This window comes from Pseudomonas sediminis (assembly GCF_039555755.1).
Lineage (GTDB): Bacteria > Pseudomonadota > Gammaproteobacteria > Pseudomonadales > Pseudomonadaceae > Aquipseudomonas > Aquipseudomonas mendocina_D.
On record NZ_CP154631.1, the window covers coordinates 4,394,796 to 4,417,725 of the forward strand.

The window sequence follows — 22,930 nt, forward strand, 5'->3', positions numbered from 1 at the left end:
CGCTCCTACGGTCTGCGGCCGAACGCTGATTTGCGTAGGAGCGGCTTCAGCCGCGAACCCACACTGAATCAGGCACTCTCCAACCCCACCCGCACCACCCCACTATCAATCGCCAAATGCACCAACTCCGCCTGCGAGCTGATCTGCAGTTTGTTCTTTACCAGGGTCTGATAATTGGACAGGGTCTTGGCGCTGATGCACAGCTTCTCGGCAATCTGCCTCGGTGGCAGGCCGCGGGCGAGCATGACGAAGATTTCGAACTCGCGCTGGGTCAGTTCGCGCAGGCGTGGGTCGAGGCCATCGCTGCTAGCGGGATTACAGGCCAGCTGGGTGGCCAGTTGCTGTTCGATATAGGCGTGGCCGGCGGCGGTGCGTTTGACCGCCTCCACCAGCACTTCCGGTGAGGAGTTCTTGGTCAGGTAGCCGATGGCGCCGGCGTCCAGCGCCTGGCGCACCAGGGGTAGTTCGTCGTGCATGCTGAAGAACAGCACGCGCAGTTGTGGCAGGCGCTGGCGCAGGCGGCGGGTGGTTTCCAGGCCGCTGATGCCGGGCAGGCCGATATCCATGATCACCAGATTGGGAATCTCTTCCTGTACCCGCTGCAACGCCTGCTCACCATCGCAGGCCTCGCGCAGTTGCACCTCGGGCAACAGGGCGCGCAGCAGGCTGGCGTAGCCCTGGCGTACCACGGCGTGATCGTCCACCAGTAGAACCTTCATCGCGTAGCCTCCAGAGGAATATTCAGACATAACGCCCAGCCGGCTTGCGGGCGGCTGTGCAGGCGCAGCTCGCCGCCGAGGCTGCGGCTGCGTTCGCGCATCGAGCGCAGGCCGATACCGGGGCGTAGCGGCAGCGCGGTGCCCTGGCCGTTGTCGCGCACCAACAGGCGCAAGCCCTGGCCACGGCGTTGCAGGCGAATACGTACTTCGCTGGCATCGGCATGGCGGGCGACATTGGTCAGCGCCTCCTGTACCAGCCGATAGAGATGGGCCTTGCTCGCCAGCGGCAGGCTTGGCAGTTGTTCGCTCAGTTGCAGGCGGCAGCGAATGCCTTGCGCCTGCTGCCAGTCGGCGGCCAGTTGCTGCAGCGCCGGGCCGAGTTCCAGACGCTCCAGCACCACCGGGTAGAGGTCGCGGATCAGGCTGCGAAAGCCCTGCTGCAGGCGCTCGCAGTTGTCGTCGAGCAGGCGCGCGGTGTCCTGCACCTGCTGCGGCCGGTCAGCAATCACCTTGAGCAGGCAGGCCTGGGCGCGAATGCCGCTGAGGTATTGACCGAGGTCGTCGTGCAAGGTCTGGCCGAGGCGCGTGCGCTCGCGCTCCTGCAATTCCAGCAGTGCCTGGGTCAGCTCGGCGTTGTCCGCCTGCACCTGTTGCAGGGTGATGGCCATCTCGTTGAAGTGCGCCGCCAGGTGCTTGGCCTCGGCCAGCCCGTGGTCGTGCAAACGGGTATCGAAGTGACCGGCGCCGACTTCGCGCAGGCCGGCAAGCAGCTCGTCCAGCACGCGCCTGGCACGGCGCACGGCAAAGCGGATGGTGAGCAGGCTGAGGACCAGGGCGAAGGCGCTGAGCAGTAGCAGTTGCAACAGCGAGTCCTGGATTTCCTCGATCTCGTCATAGGGGTCGAGAGCGATACGCAACTCGCGGCCATCCTCCAGCGGCCAGGCATCGGCCACCAGTGAAGCCGAGCCCAGCAAGCGTTCGGCGATCCAGTGTTCAATGACGCTTTCGGTCTGCTGCTCGGGCTCTTCACCCGGACGCAGCCAGCTCACACGGATATGTCGCAGGTTCTCGGTCAGCTCCGGGCGCAGGCTGCCGGGGTTGCTGCGCGCCACTTCACCGAGGTATTCCACCACCGCTTCGGCGGCCTGTAGCTCGCGCTGCACATCGTGGCTGGCCTGGCGCAACAGCAGCGCCAGCCCGGCCAGGGTAACCAGCCCGAACAGCAAACTGACGCCGAGGTTGATGCGGCCCAGAGCAGTCATCTACTTGGCCGCGCTATTTGACGACGAAGTAACCGAGCATGCCCTTGCCTTCCAGGCCTTTGGCGTAGAAGCGGTATTTGCCCGGTTTGACCGGCAGGAAGAAGATCTCCGCCTCGCCAGCCTCTTCGAACTCCAGTTCAGTGAGGGTGACCGCCTTGATCTCCACACCACCCGCCTCGACCTTGCGCAGGTAGATGGAAGTGGCGAATTCCGGCGCCTGGAAGGCGTATTCCTTCTGTCCGCTGGCGATGATCTTGAGCTGGTAGGCCTGGCCGGTTTCCAGCTGGTATTCGGTCTGCGACATGAAGTAGTCGCTGTCGTCGTTACCCAGCACCAGGTCAGGCAATGCCACCGGGCGGCGGGTCATATCACCGGCGGCGTGCAATTGATCGACACCGAGCAGGCTGATGATCAGCAACAGCGGCAGTAGCAGAGCCTTGAAAATACGCATGGCGTTCACCTGTTCTTGTTATAGGACGTTGCCTGCCATGCTAGGAAGTAACGCCTTGCGCCGGGTTACTACCTTGGTACTGACGCGCTGGTACTTTGGGCATATTTCCCGGCAGCTGCGGGCTGACTGCCCAGCACGACAGCCCTACCCGCCACCATTGGCGCATCCATTCGCCACCATCGAGTTAGATACCCCACGCACTGGGCTTGCTAGCCTCCATTGCCCACGTCTAACCACTGGAGGATCACCATGCGTCAACTTGCCGGCCTGTTGCTGGGCGCTCTGTTGAGTACGCCGCTGAGCGCCAGCGACGACGAACAGACGCGCATTGCTCGCGAGATGATCCAAGTACTGGACGCTTACGCGGTGTACAAAATGGGCGACTTCGACGAAGCCTTCGAGCGCTATCGCCGGCTCGCCGAAGCCGGCAACCGCCAGGGCATGCTCAACCTGGGCAACATGCACGCCGCAGGTCTCGGTACCAGGACCGATCTGGGGCAAGCGTTGAGCTGGTACCAACGCGCAGCTGATGCGGGCGACGCTATCGGCATGTATGAAGTGGCCCGCGCCCACGACATCGGGCTCGGTACGCCAGCTAACCCCGACGAGGCGCTACGCTGGTATCAGCGTGCCGCCGAGCAGGACAACGCCGACGCCCAGTGGGCGCTGGGCGAGCGCCTCTACCAGCAGGGTCAGCACGCCAATGGCCTGAGCTGGATTCGCGCTGCGGCCAGGCAAGGCGAACATGCGCAGGCCCAGCAGTTTCTTGCCGCGCTGGACGGTGATGGCGTTGCCGCCATCCAACCTAATAACGAACAACGCCAAGCGGTACTGGCCGCACTCAGCATGATCGACCAGGCGGCGCAGCGCCGTGACATCGACGCGCTGGTGGCGTTGATCCGCGATGACGCCCAAATACAGGTGCGCCTCCCGCAGTCACGTAGCTGGCAAGCATTGAGCAAGGCGCAGCTGCGTACACTGTGGCAACAAACATTCGCCCAGACAGATCGCTATCACTACCAACGTAACGAACCAGAACTGCTGAGTACTGATGATGGGATCCTGGCCTTCTCGCTGATTCGCGAAACGCTGGCACGCGGCGAACGTACGCAGCAGCTGGAAATCCACGAGAGCGCCCGACTGCAGCTCCTTGAGGGCAGGGCAAGCATCTACGGTCTGCGCCTGGATATCCGCCAGCGGGGCGAGTGAGCACGACACACCGCCACCCTGAAGAGCTACTACCTTCGTACGTGTCCGGCGCTACCTTGGGCATATTTCCCGAGCCGTAAGCGCTTCCTATGCTGGCGACACCCTTTGCAGGAGTCGTCCCATGCACCGGATCAGTTGCCGCTCGTTGTTCTACCTCGCTGCCATATTCAGCTTGGTGGTCGAAGCCAGCGCGAACGAGCTGCAGGTGCGCATCGGCTACCTGGCTCATCAACCACCACGCGGGCCATTGCTGTCCAACGTCATCCCCGAACCGCTGGACGCCGGCCGCCGCGGCGCGGAGCTGGCGATCATCGATAGCAACAGCACCGGGCGCTTCCTCAAGCAGAAGTTCGAACTGCAAAGCGCCGAGAGCGAGGATGCAACCGAGCTGCTCGCCGCCGCCGAACAACAGCATCAGACCGGCATTCGCCTGTTCGTAGTCAATGCCCCAGCCGATACCCTGCGCCAGCTCAGCGAGCGCCTGCCGGACAGCCTGCTGCTCAACGCCGGCAGCGCCGACGACGGCCTGCGCCGCGAGCAATGCCTGGGCAACGTGCTGCACACCCTGCCCAGCCGCGCCATGCTGGCCGACGCCCTGGCGCAGTTCCTCGCCGTGCGCAAATGGACACGCTGGCTGCTGGTCACCGGCAGCACCGAGGACGACATTGCCTACGCCGACGCGCTCAAGCGCGCGGCCAAACGCTTCGGCCACAAGATCGTCGCCGAAAAGCCTTGGAGCTTCGACAATGACCAACGCCGCAGCGCCCAGGCGGAAATGCCGTTGTTCACCCAGGCCAGCGAGTACGACGTGGTGCTGGTGGCCGACGAGCGCGGCGACTTCGGCGAATACCTGCCCTACAACACCTGGTACCCGCGCCCGGTGGCCGGCACCCAGGGCCTGACCCCGACTGCCTGGCACAAAACGGTGGAAACCTTCGGCGCCGCGCAGTTGCAGAAACGCTTCGAGGAGCTGGCCGGACGCTGGATGAACGACCGCGACTTCGCCGCTTGGATGGCCGTGCGCAGCTTGGCCACGGCCATCACCAAGCAGCGCACCGCCGAGCCGCAGGGCATTCGTCATCTGCTGCTGAACGAACAACTGCCGCTGGACGGCTTCAAGGGCCGCAAGTTGAGCTTCCGTCCGTGGAATGGCGAACTGCGCCAACCGATTCCGCTGGTACACCCGCGAGCCCTGGTCAGCACCTCGCCGCAGGATGGTTTTCTCCACCCCAGCAACGAGATGGACAGCCTCGGCTATGACCGGCCCGAGGTGAGCTGCGATCTGGCGGGTACGCCTTAGCAGCACAGCATTCAGCACGATTGCCCTGTGGAAGGTGATGACCGCAGGCAAAGAAACTCTGTCCCCTCGCCCCCCCGGGGAGATGGCTAGGGAGAGGGGGATTTTCAGCCCTCTCCCCCAACCCCTCTCCCATAAATGGGAGAGGGGAGCACGCGCACCGGCCAACGCCGTCGCACCGACAACAACAAGAGGATCAACCCCATGCACCTGACCCGTCTCTCCTGCGCCGTCGCCTTCGGCCTGGCCTGCCACTCGGCCTTCGCCGCCACTGCCTACGTGTCCAACGAGAAGGATGACAGCATCAGCGTCATCGACCTCGACAGCCTGGAAGTCACCGCCACCCTCGATGTCGGCATGCGCCCGCGCGGGCTGCTGCTGTCTTCCGACAATAAACTTCTGTACATCTGCGCCAGCGACTCGGACCGCGTGCAGGTGATGGACCTGGCCACGCGCAAGATCATCAAGGAGCTGCCCTCCGGCGCCGACCCCGAGCAGTTCGCCCTGCATCCCAACGATCGCTGGCTGTATATCTCCAACGAGGACGATGCTCTGGTCACGGTGGTCGATACCCAGAGCGACGAAGTGCTGGCGCAGATCGAAGTCGGCGTGGAGCCCGAAGGCATGGCGGTGAGTCCCGACGGCAAGTGGGCGGTCAACACCAGCGAAACCACCAACATGCTGCATTGGATCGATACCAGCACCAATCAACTGGTGGACAACACCCTGGTCGACCAGCGCCCGCGTCACGTCGAATTCGACAAGGACGGCAAGCGCCTGTGGGCCTCAGCCGAGATCGGCGGCACGGTGACGGTGCTGGACGTCGACTCGCGCCAGGTGCTCAAGGTGCTCAACTTCGCCATCAAGGGCGTGCACCCGGACAAGGTGCAGCCGGTCGGAGTCAAGCTGACCGACGACGGCAAGTACGCCTTCGTCGCCCTCGGCCCGGCCAACCATGTGGCCGTGGTGGATGCCAAGACCTTCGAGATTCTCGACTACCTGCTGGTGGGCCGGCGCGTCTGGCACCTGGCGTTCACCCCGGATCAGAAGCGCCTGCTGACCACCAATGGCGTCAGTGGCGATGTATCGGTGATCGACATCGATTCACTCAAGGTGACCAAGTCGATCAAGGTCGGCCGCTATCCCTGGGGCGTGGTGGTGACGCCATGAACGCCTTGGAGGTGAGCGGCGTCGGTTTCGCCTATGGGGCCCGCCAGGCCCTGAATGATCTGGCCTTCGAGCTGGCGCCAGGCCGCTTCGGTGCCCTGCTCGGCCCCAACGGCGCCGGCAAGTCCACGCTGATCGCCCTGCTCACCCGCCTGTACGACCTGCAGCAGGGCGATATCCGCATCTTCGGCCACAGCCTGCGCAATGAGCCGCGCCAGGCGTTACGCCAGCTCGGCGTGGTGTTCCAGCAAAGCACGCTAGATCTCGACCTGTCGGTGCAACAGAACCTCGCCTACCACGCCGCGCTGCACGGCATGCCGCGCCGCGAGGCACAGGCGCGTATCGACGAGGAGCTCCTGCGCCAGGATCTCGCTGAGCGCCGTCACGACAAGGTGCGCACGCTCAACGGCGGCCACCGCCGCCGCGTGGAGATTGCCCGCGCCCTACTCCATCAACCGCGTCTACTGTTGCTCGACGAAGCCAGCGCCGGGCTCGACCCGGCCAGCCGCCTGGCGCTGGGCCGACATGTGCGCAACCTGTGCCGCGAGCAGGGTCTGTGCGTGCTGTGGACGACCCACCTGCTGGACGAGATCGAATCCAGCGATGATCTGCTGATCCTGCATCGAGGCGAGCGCGTGGCCTGGGGCAAGGCCAGCCAGTTCGGCGATGACCTGGCCATCAGCTTCGCCCGCCTGACCGGCGACGAGGCGCTTGGCCGCGGCCATGTGCGCGAGGCGATTCGGCCGAACCTGGATACCCAGGCCCGTAGGAGCGGCTTCAGCCGCGAACACCCCGCCGAGGAGCCGCACCCATGACCGCCTACTGGGAATGCCTGCGCGGCATCGTGCTGCGCGAATGGCTGCGCTTCGTCCTGCAGCGCTCGCGCTTTCTCAGCGCCCTGGTGCGCCCGCTGCTGTGGCTACTGGTGTTCGCCGCCGGTTTTCGCGCCGCGCTGGGCATCGCCATCATCGAGCCGTACGACACCTACATCACCTACGACACCTACATCGTGCCGGGCCTGGCCTGCATGATCCTGCTGTTCAACGGCATGCAGGGCTCGCTGTCGATGGTCTACGACCGTGAGATGGGCAGCATGCGCGTGCTGCTCACCAGCCCGCTGCCGCGCGCCTTTTTGCTGGTGGCCAAGCTGCTGGCCACGGCGCTGATCTCGCTGTTGCAGGTCTATGCCTTTCTCGTCATCGCCTGGGTGTACGGCGTGCAACCGCCAGCCTGGGGCCTGCTCACCGCACTGCCAGCGCTGCTGCTGGTGGCGCTGCTGCTCAGTGCGCTGGGGCTGCTGCTGTCCAACGGCATCCGGCAACTGGAGAACTTCGCCGGGGTAATGAATTTCGTCATCTTCCCCATGTTTTTCCTCTCGTCTGCGCTGTATCCGCTGTGGAAGATGCGCGAGTCCAGCGAGTGGCTGTACTGGCTGTGCGCGTTCAACCCCTTCACCCATGCCGTGGAGCTGGTGCGCAATGCGCTGTACCTGCGCCTGCATATCGAGGCGCTGCTGATCTGCGCCGGCCTGACGGTATTACTGACGCTGCTCGCCGTAGCCAGCTTCAACCCGCAACATGCCGCGCTGCGCAAGGCGGGTTAATGCCGCAGGGCGGCTTCGTTCGTAGGGCGGGCTCAGGAGCGAAGCGAACAGCCCGCCGGTATTCGTAGACTCGCAAATCTGATGGCGTACTGCTTCGCGAGTACGCCCTACTAGCTACGGTGCCCTACTAGCTGATCGCTCTACTACTTTGGCACTAGTTTTCCTCTCCAACGTAGAATTCCCAAGCCTGCGACCATGGCCTGTAATACCGCCACAACAATAAGTAGAGACCTCGCCATGAAGTACCGTCTGCCCGTGCAAGCAGGCCTGATGCTCGCCTCGGCGTTACTGGCCTGCCTTGCGCATGCCGAAGATCTGTTCGACGCCGAGGGCTATCGCAGCAGCCAGTACCGCAGCCCCACGCCATCCAGTCTGGACGGCGTGCAGATCGTTGATACGCCCGCCCTGCAGAAGCTCCTTGCCGAGCGCCCCGACACCCGCCTGATCGACGTCTACCGCCGCCCTTTCGTGCAGGACCGCTTCGTCGAGGACGCCCCCCACGCCAACCTGCCCGGCAGTCTGTGGCTGGCCAACGCCGGCGACGGCAACCTGGCCCCGCAATGGCAGCGCTACTTCACCCACTACCTACACCAGCAGAGCCGTGGCGACGTGCGCCAGCCCTTCGTATTCTACTGCCGCTCCGACTGCTGGCTGAGCTGGAACGCCGCGCGCCGCGCCCATGCCATGGGCTATCGCCAGCTCTACTGGTACCGTGACGGCATCGATGCCTGGGAACAGGCCGGCCTGCCGCTGGTGCCCGCGCAACCGGCCGAACTGCCTGCTGCTTTCCTCACGCCCACTGCCAACCCATAATCACGACAACGAGGTGCAAGGCCATGTACAAGATTCTGATTGCCGACGACCATCCGCTGTTTCGTGAAGCCATCCATAACGTCATCGCCGACGGGTTTCCCGGCAGCGAGATCATGGAAACCGCCGACCTGGACAGCGCCCTGGAGCTGACCCAGAGCCACGACGATCTGGATCTGATCCTGCTCGACCTGAACATGCCCGGCATGCATGGTCTGGGCGGGCTGATGAACCTGCGCAACGAGGCGCCAACCATCCCGGTGGTGATCGTTTCGGCCGAGCAGGACAAACAGATCGTGCTGCAAGCCATCACCTATGGTGCGGTGGGTTTCATCACCAAGTCTTCGCCACGCGCACAGATGACCGACGCCATCGCGCAGATTCTCGACGGCAACGTTTATCTACCGCCGGACATCATCCGTTCGCAGAAAAGCGGCAGTTCACGGCAGCACCACGACAACCACAGCATCGCCCCGGAGCTGCTGCAGGCGCTGACGCGCAAGCAACTGTTGGTGCTCGAACGCATGACCAAGGGCGAGTCGAACAAGCAGATCGCCTACAGCCTGGATATCGCCGAAACCACGGTCAAAGCCCACGTCTCGGCCATTCTGCGCAAGCTCAACGTACATAACCGCGTGCAGGCGATCCTTTCGGCCGGCGATATCGATTTCGCCTCCTATCTGCGCCGCTAGCGTCCGACAGGTTAGCTGTCGTTCCCGCGCAGGCGGGAAGCCAGAACTCAAGAAGCACCTGGGCTCCCGCCTTCGCGGGAGTGACGAACGAGGTTGTCCTGACTCCCGTCATCAGGCCGTGCTAAAACGGCGGTCTCACCGATTGGAGTCCAACATGCACATCCGCCCCTTCCGGCTCGCTGACGAAGCCGCTGTCATCGATCTCTGGCAACGTTGCGACCTGACCCGCCCGTGGAACGACCCGCGCAAGGACATCCAGCGCAAGCTGCAGGTTCAGCCCGAGCTGTTTGTGGTGGGTGAGATCGACGGCAAGCTAGTGGCATCGGCCATGGCCGGCTACGAGGGGCATCGCGGCTGGGTCAACTACCTGGCGGTGTGCCCCGAGCAACGCCAGCAAGGCCTGGCCCGTCAGTTGATGACGTATATCGAAGAACAATTGCTCGCTCTGGGCTGCCCCAAGCTCAGCCTGCAGGTGCGCGACACCAACGCAGCGGCATTGGCCTTCTACGAGCGGCTTGGCTACAAGATCGATGCCTCGGTCAGCCTGGGCAAGCGACTGATCGCGGATGATTAACCCGCACGCCCGTATCGGGTGGATCACGCTCTACCGATCCACCGCTGCGGTGGATGTAAAAAGCGACATCCACAGCTCCTGCGCTCTGCTCGCTCAGTTAAACCTGGGGTGCTCCGTACGCACCGGGTTTCAAGCCCCTGCCCCACGCTCCATCAAATGACTCATCGCCGCCTTCAGCTTCATCGGCCTTACCGGTTTGTGCAGCAGGCTGTGGCCCAGCTCGCGCATCTGCTGCTTGAGCTCGTTGCTGTAGTTGGCGGTGATCATCAGCGCCGGTAGCGGTGTACTACGCCGGGCGTTGATCTGCGCCACCGCGTCGACGCCATTGCGCTCGTCGTCGAGGTGATAGTCGGCGATCAGCAGGTCGGCCTCGGCATGGTAGTTGTCCACCTGGCACGCCAGGTCTTCTTCACTCAGCGCAGTCACTACCCGGCAGCCCCAGCCTTCGAGCAGGGTGCGCATGCCGGCGCAGATCGCCGCATCGTTATCCAGCACCCAGACCCGCGCGCCGCTGAGGCGTTCGAGCAGCAGATCCGGGCTGTCCTGCACGGCACGCACGCGCGGCGCTCGGCGGGTCAGCGGCACCTCGACGGCGAACATCGAGCCCCTGCCCTGCTGCGATGCTACGCGGATGCGATGACCGAGCATGCCCGCAATCTTCTCGACGATCGCCAGGCCCAGACCCAGGCCGCGATCCTGCTTGCGCTGCACGTTATCGCCGCGTTTGAACTCCTGGAAAATTTCCACCAGCTTGTCCTGGGCGATACCGATGCCGGTGTCCCAGACTTCGATGGACAGGCTGTTGCCGCGCCGCCGGCAGCCCAGCAGGATGCGCCCGCTGGCGGTGTAGCGAATGGCGTTGCTGAGGAAGTTGCGCAGAATCCGCGCCAGCAATTGCACGTCGCTGCGCACCAGCACCGAGCTGGGCAGGTAGTCCAGGCGCAAGCCCTCGCTACAGGCGATCTGGTGATACTCGGCGGCCAGGTTCTCCAGCAGCTCGCTGACGGCGAATGGCGCGATATCGGGCTTGATCACCCCGGCATCGAGCTTGGAAATGTCCACCAGCGTGCCGAGCAGGCTCTCGACGTCCTCCAGCGAGTTGCTGACGTTGCGCACCAGCGGCGCACAGCCTGACAGGTCGCGTTTCTCCAACAAGGCACTGGTGAACAGCCGCGCGGCATTGAGCGGCTGAAGCAGGTCATGGCTGACCGCGGCGAGGAACTTGGTCTTGGAAAGGTTGGCCTGCTCGGCCTCGCCCTTGGCCTCACGCAGGCGCGCTTCCATCTGCGTGCGCTCGTCGATCTCGCGACGCAGCTGGTCGTTCACCGTGGTCAGCTCGGCGGTGCGCTCGCGTACGCGCTGTTCCAGGTGTTGATAAGCCTGGTGCAATGCCTCGGCAGTGCGGCGACGCTCGGTGATGTCGCGGATCAGCACGAAGATGCCGACCACTTCGCCGCTGGCCTGACGGTTGGGCACATAGGAACGCAGCATGTAGCGCTCCTGGCCGTTGTGGTTGGTTTCGGCGAACTCGAAGCTCACGCTCTCGCCGGACAGCGCCAATTCGACGTAGGGCTCCAGGCGCTGGCAATGCTCCTCGCTGTGTACTTCGCGCAGGCTCTGGCCAAGCATGGCGCCGCGCGGCCAGCAGTACCATTCCTCGTAGACCTTGTTGGTGAATTCGTAGACCAGATCAGCCGACAGGTAGGCGATCAGCGCCGGCACGTGGTCGGTGATCAGGCGGATCCAGCGCTCGCTGTCGCTCAGTGCCTGGGCCTGGCGATGGCGCTCGGTGATATCGGTGAAGGTATTGACGAAGCCGCCGGTGGGCAACGGATGAGTACGCACTTCCAGCATGCGCCCGTCGAACAGGCGCACCTCCACCTGGCGCAGCGGTTTGCCGGCGGCATCGCGGCTGTCCGGGGTCAGCGGCTCAAGTTCGCTTTCCGCCATCACTTCGGCGAACGGCCGATGGGCGTTGATCGGCGCCAGCCCGCAGAGTTCGAGGAAACGGTGATTCCACAACTCCAGCGCACCCTCGGCATTGACCATGGCCATGCCCTGCGACAGGTTGTCGACCGCGCGCTGCAGCAGGCGCGACTTCTGCGCCAGGGCCTGCTCGCGGCGCAGCGCCTCGCTCTGCTTCACCTCGGTGATGTCGGTGTAAAGGATCACCAGCCCGCCCTCCCGGGTCGGCCGCTCACTGACCTGCACCCAGCGCCCGTCCTGCAGGCGGAACAGGCTCGGCTCGCCTTCCTTGCCCAGCTGCGCTTCCACCACCAGGCCGGTGCTGCGGCTCAGCCGGCGAATTTCTTCCAACCGCGTACCGGTGCCGATGCGCGCGCGGCTGCGCGCCCACAGCGCCTTGAAGCGGCTGTTGTACAGCACGATGCGCTGGCGATCATCGAATAGCACGAAGGCATCGGAGATACTCTCGATGGCGTCGATCAAATGCTGGTGCGCGGTCTCGGCACGCAAGCGCGCATCGCTGAGCAACTGGTTGCTGGATTTCAGCTCGGCCATCGCCTGGTTTAGCGCGTCGGTGCGCTCGCGCACCTGCTCGGACAGCACCACCGAATGCTGGAAGGCCGCGTAGGCGTCATCGCCACGGGAATGGATCGACTCGACCCGCTCGATCAACGCGGCGTTGATTCGCCTGAGCTTGGCGTTCTCCTGCTCCAGCGCCGCACAGCGTGCCTGCAGCTCAGCGCTCGGCACGCCCAACAGGTCGGCCAATGGCGACGCCGGTGAAGGTCTGGTTGATGTGCATGCCATTGAACTGCTCTCCGTAGGTGTTGAAGCCGATCACCCGCTGCTGGCGCAGCAGCGTGGCGACCGACTCGACGCCGCCATCGTTCTCGATCTCCAGGCGGCGCAGGAAGCAGTCGCAGCCGATGGTCAGCAGCAGCGGACCGAGGCGCTGCTCCAGCCCGGCGAACAGTTGCTGCAGGTTGGGCAGCAAGGGGCCGGGGTGCATGGCGGTAAGGACGATGCCGTTCTCCACCGCGCAGTAGAAGGTCAGGCTGAGGTCGTCGTGCACCTGCTGGATCGAGCGCACGTAGTAGTGATCGCTGATGCGCACCGCCAGCGGATAGGCGGCGAACGCCCGCAGATCCAACGCCTCGACCGGCACCCCGATCAGCTCGGCATATTCCTGTGCGGCCGGTGCGGCATTGAGTTCGTACACCCGGCGCGTGGCGCTGTCGGCGCGTGTCACCACCAGTTTTTCCGCACTGGGCTGGATGTGATGGGTGCTGAACACCTCGAACTCCAGCCAGGTGTTGAACAGCACCACCACCGCCGCGCCGCTATGAAAGCGGCCGCCGTGATAGACGTGGGTGTGGGTCAGGTGGTTGTCGTCGCCGGCCGAGCCGCCGAAGTGCGGGATGCTGCCCAGCGCCGCACTGAGCGCGCCGAGCACCAGTTCTTCGCGGCTGGAAAGACCGTCGAGCAGGGTCAGGGCGAAGCTGTGCCCCTTGATCGAGGCCAGCTCGTTGCTGCGGCAACTCTTGACCAGGCCATCGACCAGTTGCTGCGCGTCGAGTAGATTGAAACGCTCCATCTCGTCGATCAGCACGCTGGCGATGGAGAAACAGCGCAGGTCGAAGCCCAGCGCCACCACACAACCACGGCCGTAGCCCTGCGGGGTGATCTCGCCGGCGCTGGTACAGCCGACCAGGCTGACGCCGCCGAAATGCGCCTCCAGCGCCTGGCCGAGGCCGTCGAGATCGTACTCGGCCGAGCAGAAGAACAGCACGAAACCGAGATAGGGGTGGATCAGCTGGCGTGCCAGTTCCTGGGCGGCCAACTCCACATCCTTCGTGCTGGAGACGGCGCTGAGCACCCCCTCCGACTGTTCCAAGGCCATATCACGCCCCAATTCACGTGCTGATCATGGGGAAATTCTACGAAGCCGGCGCTGCCCGCCCCATGCTACTTGAGTACTGGGTAGTCGATCCGTAGGGCGTACTCGCGAAGCAGTACGCGACGCACGCCGCCACCCTGGTCACGCCATGCATGGGCAATTCAATATGTAGGGCGGGTGCAACCCGCCAGTGGGGCAACGGCGGGTTGCACCCGCTCTACAAACTGCTGCGCCGTGCGCACCAGTGTTCTTACAGGGCCGGCCAGAACATCAGGTTCAGCACGAACATCCCGGCGTAAAAGCCTATCTCCAGGGTTTCCGTCCACGGCTGGATGCGCTTGATCGCGCCATGCACATGCACCAGCACCATCAGCAGGGCCACCGCGGCCAGCACCTCGAAGGTGGTGTGCAGCGCTTCACCGGTCAGCGCGGCGCGCAGCATCAGCGCCTCGACGATCAGGATGAAGGCACCCAGACAGCGCCCGAAGTACACCGCCAGGTCCACATCCTGCGGAATGCGCCAACGCATCAGGCGCGCCCAGGTCAGCGGTACGAGAAAGATGGGTAGCGCGAAGACCAGCGTAGTGCTGATCGCCAGTACCAGCAGATAGGTTTGAGCCGATTCGCTCCAGAGTCCGATCATTGAATTCTTCCTTTCGATCCATAAAAAGAACGGGAGGCCCTTGGGCCTCCCGTCGTCCGCAAGCCGTATGGCTTACCAGCTGAGTACCGCACCTACGGCGAAGGTGTCGGTGTCCTCGTTCAGACCGCTGCCGGCGGCGGCATCGATCTGGTACTGGTTGTACTCGGCGACCAGCTTGAGGTTGTCGTTGATGGTGCGGAAATAGGCGATACCGCGGGTCTCGTAGTCCGCCGCCACGCCCAGGCCGTTGCCGTCGTCCTCGGTCTTGCCATAGGACAGCGCCACGCGGTTCTTGCCCCAGGTGTAGGAGCCCTGCAGCAGGTAGCCGTCGCTGTCGATGTCACGCAGGGTCGGCTCGCCCAGGTTGTTGGTGAAGAACGGGTTGATGCCCTTGGCCTGGAAGCCCGAACCAGTCAGCGACAGGCCGCCGAACTTGGCCTGCACACCATAGCCGAGGCCCTTGGAGGTGACCTTGTCGACGGTGTCGTCGGTGTTCTCGGAGGTCTGGTAGGCACCGTTGACCCAGGTGTAGATGGTCGAACCGCCCAGATCGAACTGGTAGCTGACTTCCGATTCGAAACGCGGATTTTCCTGGTAGGCCTTGCCGGTCGGGCTGTCGTCGTTGGTGTCGACCGGGTCCATGATGCCCACTGCGACACGCAGGCCTTCAGCCAGGTTGTTGTTGCGGTAGGTGATCTGCGAGGTCGGGAACGGATACGGGTAGCCGGTGCCGATGTTGCCGAAGGACACGCCATTGCCGTCTACCAGACCGAGGGTGTCGGACACATTGCCGTACCCGGCCAGCAGCTCATCCAGGAAGATGTTGGAGCGCGAGAACAGACCGAAGTCCTTGCCCACCAGCACTTCGCCCCACTCCGGGCTGGAAACGGTGCCGTAGAACTGACGGACGTCGATGGCGGTATCGGTGCCATTGGTTTCGCTGTCGTTGATGGTGACCCAGAAGGACGAGCGGCCGGTCAGCTTCAGATCATCGATCTGCTTGCCGAAGTTGAAGCCGATCCAGTTGGGCAGAAAGCCCATCTTCACCCGCGATTGACGGCGGTCGAACTGCTCGCCATCACGGTCCACGTCGCTGTTGACGTAGAAGGCGTTGATATAACCGTCGGTGGAGAAAGTGGTGTCGTCCTTGTCGTAAAGAACGATCTCGGCGGCGGCCTGCTGAGCGGTCGCCAGGGCGACGGCAGCAGCCAGAGTTAGGGGCAGAAATCGAGTGATGGCGATCTTGTTGTTGTTCATAACGCTCTCCGCTTGAGTGGCGACCACCGGGGCAGTCGTGTCGGAGGCGATTATCGAAAGCGGGTCCGGCGGGCCATACGCTGCCTTGGCAGCGATTCGCTGCTGCTTTGGCCGGGCGCTACCGGCGTGCTCCCGCCGGCTCGCGACCGACCTGCTACCGGTAGCAGGAGAAAGGTCGTAGTACCGGGCCAGCCCTAGGGCGTAGAAATGCGCCAGCAACGAGCGGCGCAGCTGCACAAGGCTTTGCCCCGGGTCGGGGCTCCTACACAAGCACCAGACACTGCCTCACCCTGTAGGAGCCGCGCCCCGCGGCGAATCGAAAGAACGCCACAAAGCCGGAGCCTTGCACCGGACCGGGGCTCCTGCAGAAAAAGGCGTTGGAAATTTGATCGCAGTCGCGCAAAGAGCGATGAAGAGAACGCAGCCTAGGCCGGCGACGGTGCTCCGCTGGCCAACACGCGCCAGTCGCGGGCGCTTAGCAACTTCTCATGTGCTCGCAGCAGATCGCTAGAGGTCAGGTCGACCAACGCCTGCTGCACCCGTTGCAGGTGCACCTCGGGCAAGCCTGCCAGATGCAACTGCCATAGCTGCTCGGCACGTGCGAGGTTGGCCTCGGCCGGGCTCAGTGTCGGTAGCAAGGCAGCGCGGTAACGCGACACGGCCTCATCATCCAGCGCAGCGAGCGACTGACGCTGCTCGCCCAGAAAGGCGCGGATATTCTCGAAGATGCCAGCCGCCTCGCAGACGGGTGACTGCAAGGCAAACAGCAACCCCCGGCAACCCTCGACCTGGCGAAAACCGGCAAACAGCGCGTAACCCAGTTGCAACTCACCACGCAGGCGCTGGTAGAAACGCCCCTGCAACACCTGCCCAAGCAGACGCCATGCGGCCTCGGTGCAGGCATCACCGGCAGGCAAGGGACAAAACAGCAGCAACGCGGCATCGGTACTTGGCTGCGCGACCTGGTGCCAGTCGACGCCAGTCTCGATACACGGTGCAGGAGATAGATCCGCCAGCGGCTCGACAGCCACGCATAACGCGTTCAAGTGCGCCTGCTCGCACACCCCAAGCCCAACACTCAGCCCTTCCAGCCGCGAGACCTTGGGTAGTTCGCACAGGTGCGGCAAACGCTGCAGCAGCGCCCGCAACAACATGCCCTGGGAAGCGGGCTCGACTGGTTCATCCAGCGTGGCCAACAGCAGCGGTAGCAGCAAAGCACTGAAGGTCGGCAATAGTGGTGCCGGCCCGCGCAATGAAAGGCTCCAGCCAGCAACTTGTACGCTCAGCTGGCAGGCAATGCCAAGCCGCTCACCGCGCCAGCGCAGATCGGCGCTGCGCGCCAGCAATCCCGCTTCGATGGCCGCAGCGTCGCCCGCCGCCGCACAAGGGCCACGCCAGTAAAGCGCAGCCGGCCCACCCTCGACCTGCCCCGAATGATGTCGCAACGCGGCCAACGGCAAAACGGCCGATGCCACGGCAGCGCCGGCCAGCAACGGATCATTGCCAGGCAGCCGCCAGGGATGGTTCGAAATTGGGGTTGGCGATGGCACCGGCAAGGCCTGCAATGGCAAATCCAATCCAATTGCCGGCCACAAGGGTCGCGCCTGCTCGCCACACTGCAATTCGATCAGCCCATCACCGCGAGCCAGGAGAGCCAGCACGGCATTCAGGTCGTGCAGGGTCTGGCTATCGTCCTGAGCAGACGACTGCAGCTCCCTGGCCGCCGCCAACGGGCTGAGCCCAAGCAACCTGAGCGCTGCTGCCTGCTGCTGGTGCTGCAGTCGCAATGACCAATCTGTATCGCCCTGCAACTGCGCGGCCCAACTCTGCACGGCGGCGCGCACTGCGGCGCCCTGCTCCGCGCTGGCGCCAGGAAAGTCCAGACGCAGCAGGCATTGCCCACCGTGCTGATACAGCACCCGCGCCTGCAACTGCCGGCACAATTGCATCGCGCGCAGACCGTCGAGCAAGCCGCCGGGCGTAGGGTCCTGCACAGCATCCAGCAACAGATCCAACGATGCGTTCAGGTCGCGGGTGTCGAGCTGCACGGCAAGACCCAGGTACACACCAGAGCGACTGTGTTGCAGATGCAGGCACGGCGCTCGCAGCGGCAGCAGGTCCGGCGGCGGAGCGGAACAGGCGTCGCCCTCGCCTGCCGGCAACGCTCCAAGCAGCGCCTCGGCGATATCCAGCAACTGCTCGGCCGGTTGTGGCCCGACCAGGGTCAGGCTCATATGCCGAGCCTGGTAGTGACGTTGGTGATGATCACGCAGCGCCCGATGAAATTCCGCAGATTCCACAGCCAGCGTGCTGCGATCACCGGCCAGGAACGCGCCGCAGCGATGCCCAGCGGCTAGCGCCTGGCCCAGCGCATGATCGATGCGACTGTCGGCATCCTGGCTGCGTGCTTGGTATTCGGCGTGCAGCACCTCGCGCTCACGCAGCTGCGCGTCGATCGCCAGCAAAGGCTGGCCAAGCATATCCAGCAGACGTGTCAGCGCTGGCTGCAGCAACTCGGCCGGCACCTCACAGACGAAATCGGTGTAACGCGCCTGGGTAGAGGCATTGACCAGCCCGCCATGGCGCTGGACGAAGGCCATCAAACCCTGATCGACCGGGTAATCGCGACTACCGAGAAACAGCAGATGTTCGAGAAAGTGCGCCAGGCCCGGATAGGCCGCTGGCTCGTCATGACCGCCGGCGGCCACACGCAGGCACACCCCAACCTGCTGCGCCCAAAGCTGCTGCTGCGCTCGCAGCTCGGCGCCATTGGCCAGTCGCCGGGTAACGGGAGCTTGATCAGACATCGATGGTTCTCTGGGCAGCTTGCCGCCAAGCGTGCCCCTTGCACCACGGTCCGGCAATGCTGCTTTGGGCCTAGACAAGCCGACACATTGGTACAAAAGCCCTCCTATGGCCGGCAACAAAAGCCCGTCCCGCGCGGGCTTGCTGTTAGAATAAGCAGCCTTTTTCAGCCCGTCACAGCGTCCCATGTCCCAGGATTCCAACCGCCTCGCCCTGTCTCGCCGCTTTTCCGTCGCCCCGATGATGGATTGGACTGACCGTCACTGCCGGTTCTTTCTCCGTCAGCTGTCGCGTCATGCCCTGCTCTACACCGAGATGGTCACCACCGGCGCGCTGATCCATGGCGACCGCGAGCGTTTCCTGCGTTACAGCGAGTGCGAACATCCGATTGCCCTGCAGTTGGGCGGCAGCAACCCGCAGGATCTGGCGACCTGCGCGAAGATGGCCGAAGAACATGGCTATGACGAAGTGAACCTGAACGTCGGCTGCCCCAGCGACCGGGTGCAGAACAACATGATCGGCGCCTGCCTGATGGGCCACCCGGCGCTGGTCGCCGACTGCGTGAAGGCCATGCAGGACGCCGTGAGCATCCCGGTGACGGTCAAGCACCGCATCGGCATAAATGGCCGTGACAGCTACGCCGAGCTGTGCGATTTCGTCGGCCAGGTGCGCGATGCCGGCTGCCGCAGCTTCACTGTGCATGCGCGCATTGCCATCCTCGAAGGACTGTCGCCGAAGGAAAACCGTGAGATTCCGCCGCTGTGCTACGACATCGCCGCGCAGCTCAAGCAGGACTTCCCAGATCTGGAGATCATCCTCAACGGCGGCATCAAGACCCTCGAGGAATGCGAGCAGCACCTGAAGACCTTCGATGGCGTGATGCTCGGCCGCGAGGCCTATCACAACCCCTATCTGCTGGCGCAGGTGGACAGCCGCCTGTTCGGCGCCGCAGACACGGGTATTTCCCGCATGGACGCTCTGCTCGCACTCAAACCCTACGTCGAGCAGCACCTACGCGAGGGCGGCACCCTGCATCACGTCAGCCGTCACGTACTGGGCCTGGCCCAGGGCTTCCCCGGTGCCCGACGTTTCCGCCAGCTGCTGTCGGTGGACATTCACAAGGTGCAAGACCCGCTGGCGCTGCTCGATCAGGCAGCCGAATTGCTACGCGGTCATTGATCCGGCGCGCTCAGGCGATAGCGGCTACGCCCCGTCGTCTGCACCAAGCCATTCTCCTCCATACGCCGCAGCACCTGGCGCACGCTGACCAGCGACAGCGGTTCGCCGGCCTCACTCAATTGCTGGTGGAGTGCGCGCGCGGATATTCCCTGCTCGTCATTGGCGCTGCACAACGCCTCCACCACCTTGAGCCGGGGCATGCTGAAGCGCAGCCCGGCAGCCTGCAACCACTCACGACACTGACGCGTGTCCAGGCCTGCGGAAACTGAACGAGAAAGCTGGGTTTGGGTCGACATGCTCGGGCTCCTTGGCAGCTCGTCTACAGTCGGACTCCACCGACTTCGGCACGTTCTTACGTACCGTCATAGATAAAGACGAACGAGCCGGTAAAAAGCGCAGCCCGAAAAGCTAAATTTTGTCAGTGACCCGACCGTTGAGCGCCCGCTGCGCCTCGGGTAAGGTCATGCCATCTGCAACGACAAGGCCTCGTCATGACCTCCAAGCTGGAACAACTCAAGCAGTTCACTACCGTAGTCGCCGACACCGGTGACCTCGATGCCATCGCCCGCCTGCAACCGGTGGATGCCACCACCAACCCCTCGCTGCTGCTCAAGGCGGCTGCCCTGCCTCGTTATGCCGACCTGCTGAATCAGGCCATGAGTGCTGGCAAGGGTGACCTGGGGCTGGCCTGCGATCATTTCGCGGTCGCCGTCGGCCAGGAGATCCTCAAGGTCATCCCGGGGCGAATTTCCACCGAAGTCGATGCGCGCCTGTCGTTCGACACCGACGCGACCCTGCGCCGCGCCCAGCGTCTGATCGGCCTTTACGAAAAAGCGGGCATTGGCCGCGAGCGCGTACTGATCAAGATCGCTTCGACCTGGGAGGGCATCCGCGCCGCCGAGCAGTTGGAAAAAGCCGGCGTGCAGACCAACCTGACGCTGCTGTTCGCCTTTGCCCAAGCGCAGGCCTGCGCCGATGCCGGCATATTCCTGATCTCACCGTTCGTGGGGCGCATCTACGATTGGTACAAGAAAGCCGAGGGCCGTGATTTCGTTGGCAGCGAAGATCCAGGCGTGCAATCGGTCACGCGCATCTACGACTACTACAAGGCCAATGCCTACGACACCGTGGTGATGGGTGCGAGCTTCCGCAACATCGGCCAGATCGAAGCGCTGGCGGGCTGTGACCGCCTTACCATCAGCCCCGAGCTGCTGCAGAAGCTGGCAGAAGACGACGGCCAGCTCACTCGTCAACTCGCCCCTGGCGCTGCCGGCGAACCTCGCCAGAGCCTCGATGAAGGCGGCTTCCGCTGGGCTCTGAACGAGGATGCCATGGCTACCGAAAAACTGGCCGAGGGCATCCGCCTGTTCGCCCGCGATCAGGAAAAACTCGAAGCCCTGCTGGCCGCCAAGGCCTGAATGACAAAGGGGCGTCAGCCAAGCTGACGCCCCTTTTCATTTCATTGCGAGTTCGAAGGTAGGGCGCGCTGTGCGCACCAACGACTTTCTCGGCAGATATCGGTGCGCGCAGCGCACCCTACGGAAACAATCGATCAGTGCCGCTCGAGCGCGCTAACCAGATCGTGAAAGGCTTCGCGATTGGAGTCATTGAGCCCCATCAGGATGCGGTGCGCTTCCAGCACCTTGGCCTTCACCACCTCTTCGGACTGATCCTGCGAAGGCAGATCATCCAGGCAATCCGGGCAGGGAATCGGCCGGTCGACGATGTTGAACACCTGGTCGAAGCCCATGGACTCCAGCAGGCGCGTGATGTCGTCGTGAGTGGTGACAACGGTCGGCAACAGACCAACCTTCTGCCGCGACAGAATGGACAATTTCGCCAGCAAACCGAGGGTCGTGCTGTCGATACTGCGAGTTTCGGTCAAGTCGATGACGATGGCCGAAAAATTCAACGCGGTGAAAATCTTTTCAATCGTGGCATCCAGTGCTGAACACAACGTCAGACGGACTTCACCGACAAACTTCAGGACGAAGGTTCCGTCCTGCTCGGCGAATTGGATGCGACCGGGGCTTATCCCAGGATTCATGCAAGGTTCCTGCTCAACACCAGCAAGGCGATATCATCCGGCATCTCGCCCAGATTGGCCAGACCGAGAACTTGACGCAAACCACCCAGCGTACCGCCAGCCTGGCTAACCAGTTGTGGCAACGCCAATTCCTTCTCTTTCAGCGTGTAACCTGGCAGCAGGTCGAGAATGCCATCGGACAGCAGCGTCAGGCTGAAAGACTCTGGCAACTGCATTTCCAGATCACCGTATTCGGCTTCCTCGAACAGGCCGACTGGTAGGCCACGGCCTTCCAGGTAGCGCGCCTGGCCATTCTCGAACAGCACCGGCAGCGGCAGATGCCCGCCGATGCTGTAGGTGAGCATGCCGCTCTCCTCGTCGATCACACCGCCGAGCATGGTCACGTGCTTGCCCAGCTTGCAGTTGATCAACCCGCGATTGATGTGGCCGAGTACATCGGAGGGTTTGAATTCCGGTAACGTGCCGCCACGCCGCCACTCGTAGAGCAGGCGCGTGGTCATGAACTTGAGTAGCACGGTGACGAATGCCGACGACGCACCATGGCCGGAAACATCGGCCAGGTAGAACGCTATGCGTCGCTCGTCGATACGGAAGTAATCGACGAAGTCACCGGACAGGTACAACGACGGGATGATCTGGTGCGCGAAGTTCAGGCCATCGGCCTGCCAGGGCGTCACCGGTAGCATGTTCATCTGCACCTGACGGCCGGCGTTCTGGTCCTCCTGCAACAGGTGCAGGCTGGCCTGGAGCTCACGATTGGTCGCTTCCAGCTTCTCACGATAGAGCTGGTTCTCGACGCGCAGACGCGCACGGTCCAGCGCACGGCGCACCGAATGCTCCAGCACGGCGAGGTCTTCGAGAGGTTTGATCAGGTAATCGGCAGCGCCGAGACGCAGGGCTTCGACAGCATCGGTCATCACACCGGCGCCGGAAACGACGATCACCGGCACCTCGACACCCAGTGCGTTGATACGACGAATCAGTTCAAGACCGTCGACCTGCGGCATGCGCAGATCGCAGATCATCAGGTCGGGGCCTTCCTGCTGGAACACTTCCAGCCCCTGCAAACCGTTGTTGGCCTGCAACACCTTGAAGCCGCTGTCCTCGAGGTAGGCCGCGAGGCTTGCACGTACGACATCGTCGTCGTCAATGATCAGCAGAGTGGCACTGGTTTTGTGCATGGGGTATCCAGGCAAACTGCGCCAGGGCAATTTTTGGTCACTGCCCGTGGCGCGGCGCTGCATCTATGGCGCCAGGGCGATTTCAAGGGGCAGACGGTACTCCCATCTGTCGGCCGATTCAAGCCGGGACCGGTCGTCGTTCGGCGGCTTTACAGGTCAAATCGACGAGGGT

The 22,930-nt window shown here is 63.6% G+C and carries 21 protein-coding genes; 10 read left to right on the top strand and 11 right to left on the bottom strand.

Going from position 1 to position 22,930, the window contains the following annotated elements:
* Positions 1-68: 68 nt before the first annotated feature.
* Genes AAEQ75_RS20710 through AAEQ75_RS20720 form a run of 3 tightly spaced genes read right to left on the bottom strand, consistent with a single transcriptional unit; the run spans position 69 to position 2,432 of the window.
* Entirely contained in the window at positions 69-719 is a 651-nt protein-coding gene (locus AAEQ75_RS20710) for a response regulator transcription factor (protein ID WP_084341927.1), read from the bottom strand.
* On the bottom strand, positions 716-1,981 hold the full coding sequence (locus tag AAEQ75_RS20715) for a HAMP domain-containing sensor histidine kinase (RefSeq protein ID WP_343350320.1): 1,266 nt from the start codon (positions 1,979-1,981) through the stop codon (positions 716-718). Before AAEQ75_RS20715 ends, AAEQ75_RS20710 begins: the two co-directional genes overlap by 4 nt.
* Before the next feature lie 13 nt (positions 1,982-1,994).
* On the bottom strand, positions 1,995-2,432 hold the full coding sequence (locus AAEQ75_RS20720) for a copper-binding protein (RefSeq protein WP_099523017.1): 438 nt from the start codon (positions 2,430-2,432) through the stop codon (positions 1,995-1,997).
* 249 nt (positions 2,433-2,681) lie between these two features.
* Here AAEQ75_RS20720 and AAEQ75_RS20725 point away from each other — a divergent pair, with 249 nt between their 5' ends.
* The 8 genes from AAEQ75_RS20725 (at position 2,682) to AAEQ75_RS20760 (ending at position 9,784) form a co-directional block, all read left to right on the top strand.
* Entirely contained in the window at positions 2,682-3,641 is a 960-nt protein-coding gene (locus AAEQ75_RS20725; RefSeq protein ID WP_343350321.1) for a tetratricopeptide repeat protein, read from the top strand.
* Positions 3,642-3,762: 121 nt separating this feature from the next.
* Positions 3,763-4,941 (top strand): ABC transporter substrate-binding protein, encoded by a 1,179-nt coding sequence (locus tag AAEQ75_RS20730; RefSeq protein ID WP_343350322.1) that lies wholly within the window; start codon positions 3,763-3,765, stop codon positions 4,939-4,941.
* Between the two features lie 201 nt (positions 4,942-5,142).
* Positions 5,143-6,108, top strand: coding sequence for a YVTN family beta-propeller repeat protein (locus tag AAEQ75_RS20735; protein WP_343350323.1), 966 nt, complete (start codon positions 5,143-5,145; stop codon positions 6,106-6,108).
* On the top strand, positions 6,105-6,920 hold the full coding sequence (locus AAEQ75_RS20740; protein ID WP_343350324.1) for an ABC transporter ATP-binding protein: 816 nt from the start codon (positions 6,105-6,107) through the stop codon (positions 6,918-6,920). The genes AAEQ75_RS20735 and AAEQ75_RS20740 overlap by 4 nt, the downstream gene beginning before the upstream one ends.
* Positions 6,917-7,708, top strand: a complete 792-nt coding sequence (locus AAEQ75_RS20745; protein ID WP_343350325.1) for an ABC transporter permease — start codon at positions 6,917-6,919, stop codon at positions 7,706-7,708. The genes AAEQ75_RS20740 and AAEQ75_RS20745 overlap by 4 nt, the downstream gene beginning before the upstream one ends.
* A 237-nt stretch (positions 7,709-7,945) precedes the next feature.
* Positions 7,946-8,521 carry a PQQ-dependent catabolism-associated CXXCW motif protein gene (locus AAEQ75_RS20750; protein ID WP_343350326.1) on the top strand — a complete coding sequence of 192 codons (576 nt, stop codon included), beginning with the start codon at positions 7,946-7,948 and terminating at the stop codon, positions 8,519-8,521.
* 23 nt (positions 8,522-8,544) lie between these two features.
* Positions 8,545-9,210: a response regulator transcription factor gene (locus AAEQ75_RS20755; RefSeq protein WP_115291335.1), complete on the top strand. Its 666-nt coding sequence runs from the start codon at positions 8,545-8,547 to the stop codon at positions 9,208-9,210.
* 154 nt (positions 9,211-9,364) lie between these two features.
* Positions 9,365-9,784: a GNAT family acetyltransferase gene (locus AAEQ75_RS20760; protein ID WP_143507065.1), complete on the top strand. Its 420-nt coding sequence runs from the start codon at positions 9,365-9,367 to the stop codon at positions 9,782-9,784.
* A 129-nt stretch (positions 9,785-9,913) separates the two neighbouring features.
* On the opposite strand, the gene nahK is transcribed toward AAEQ75_RS20760, so the two are convergent.
* From nahK to pqqF, 5 genes are all read right to left on the bottom strand, one after another.
* Positions 9,914-12,556, bottom strand: coding sequence for a hybrid sensor histidine kinase/response regulator NahK/ErcS' (nahK, locus tag AAEQ75_RS20765; protein WP_343350327.1), 2,643 nt, complete (start codon positions 12,554-12,556; stop codon positions 9,914-9,916).
* The gene (gene nosP, locus AAEQ75_RS20770) at positions 12,486-13,649 is read right to left on the bottom strand and encodes a nitric oxide-sensing protein NosP (RefSeq protein WP_343350328.1); all 1,164 of its coding nucleotides are present in this window, start codon (positions 13,647-13,649) and stop codon (positions 12,486-12,488) included. Before nosP ends, nahK begins: the two co-directional genes overlap by 71 nt.
* A gap of 247 nt (positions 13,650-13,896) precedes the next feature.
* Positions 13,897-14,289 (bottom strand): hypothetical protein, encoded by a 393-nt coding sequence (locus tag AAEQ75_RS20775; RefSeq protein ID WP_143507059.1) that lies wholly within the window; start codon positions 14,287-14,289, stop codon positions 13,897-13,899.
* Between the two features lie 72 nt (positions 14,290-14,361).
* The gene (locus AAEQ75_RS20780; protein ID WP_343350329.1) at positions 14,362-15,546 is read right to left on the bottom strand and encodes a porin; all 1,185 of its coding nucleotides are present in this window, start codon (positions 15,544-15,546) and stop codon (positions 14,362-14,364) included.
* Between the two features lie 425 nt (positions 15,547-15,971).
* A complete protein-coding gene (gene pqqF / locus AAEQ75_RS20785; RefSeq protein WP_343350330.1) occupies positions 15,972-18,353 on the bottom strand; it encodes a pyrroloquinoline quinone biosynthesis protein PqqF in 2,382 nt (793 codons plus the stop codon).
* A 184-nt stretch (positions 18,354-18,537) separates the two neighbouring features.
* Here pqqF and dusA point away from each other — a divergent pair, with 184 nt between their 5' ends.
* Positions 18,538-19,530: a tRNA dihydrouridine(20/20a) synthase DusA gene (dusA, locus tag AAEQ75_RS20790; RefSeq protein WP_343350331.1), complete on the top strand. Its 993-nt coding sequence runs from the start codon at positions 18,538-18,540 to the stop codon at positions 19,528-19,530.
* Here dusA and AAEQ75_RS20795 read toward each other — a convergent pair.
* A complete protein-coding gene (locus tag AAEQ75_RS20795) occupies positions 19,524-19,826 on the bottom strand; it encodes a transcriptional repressor (RefSeq protein WP_099523037.1) in 303 nt (100 codons plus the stop codon). The genes dusA and AAEQ75_RS20795 overlap by 7 nt on opposite strands.
* A gap of 195 nt (positions 19,827-20,021) precedes the next feature.
* Here AAEQ75_RS20795 and tal point away from each other — a divergent pair, with 195 nt between their 5' ends.
* Positions 20,022-20,948: a transaldolase gene (tal, locus tag AAEQ75_RS20800; RefSeq protein ID WP_343350332.1), complete on the top strand. Its 927-nt coding sequence runs from the start codon at positions 20,022-20,024 to the stop codon at positions 20,946-20,948.
* A 134-nt stretch (positions 20,949-21,082) separates the two neighbouring features.
* On the opposite strand, the gene rssC is transcribed toward tal, so the two are convergent.
* Entirely contained in the window at positions 21,083-21,565 is a 483-nt protein-coding gene (rssC, locus tag AAEQ75_RS20805) for an anti-sigma factor antagonist RssC (RefSeq protein ID WP_026088796.1), read from the bottom strand.
* A gap of 8 nt (positions 21,566-21,573) precedes the next feature.
* A complete protein-coding gene (gene rssB, locus AAEQ75_RS20810) occupies positions 21,574-22,758 on the bottom strand; it encodes a two-component system response regulator RssB (protein WP_343350333.1) in 1,185 nt (394 codons plus the stop codon).
* Between the last annotated feature and the right edge of the window lie 172 nt (positions 22,759-22,930).